The following is a 495-nucleotide window of genomic DNA, read 5'->3' as shown; positions in this document are numbered from 1 at the left end:
GTGCTGGAGTATCGCCAGGCGTTTCCCGAAGTGACCGTCGATTTGATGCTCTCCCAACGCATGCCCAATCTGCTTGAGGATCAGTTGGACGTGTCCATTCTGATCGCGCGAACGCTGCCGGATTCGGCGTATGTCAGCCAGAAGATCGGCGTCAGTCACTGCGTATTGGTGGCCTCTCCGCAATACCTGGCGCGGCATGGCGCACCCGAAACCCCGGAGCAGCTTTGCGATCATCAATGCCTGCTGCTTGGTACCGTGGATTACGTGCGTGATGAATGGCAGCTCAAAAGCAAGGCGGGCGATGCGACGTTCATCCCGAGCGGGCCGAGTTTCAGCGTGAACGATATGGACGCAATGGCCGTGGCCATTCGCGAAGGGGCGGGGATTGGTCTGTTGGCAGGCTTCACGGCGATCGACGATTTGCGTACCGGCAGGCTGGTGCGGGTGCTGCCCGATTACCACACCTACGAGCGCAATGTTTACGCGGTCTACACG

Annotated in this window: 1 protein-coding gene; it reads left to right on the top strand. The window is 59.6% G+C overall.

Features of this window, described 5'->3' with window-relative positions:
- The coding region (locus J5M56_RS24605) for a substrate binding domain-containing protein (RefSeq protein ID WP_207938011.1) at window positions 1-495 on the top strand (495 nt) is incomplete at both ends.

Source organism: Pseudomonas sp. 51_B, from assembly GCF_017491595.1.
Classification (GTDB): Bacteria; Pseudomonadota; Gammaproteobacteria; order Pseudomonadales; family Pseudomonadaceae; genus Aquipseudomonas; species Aquipseudomonas promysalinigenes.
Note: the sequence above shows the minus strand (reverse complement) of the source record. Positions and strands in the feature narration are given on the sequence as shown.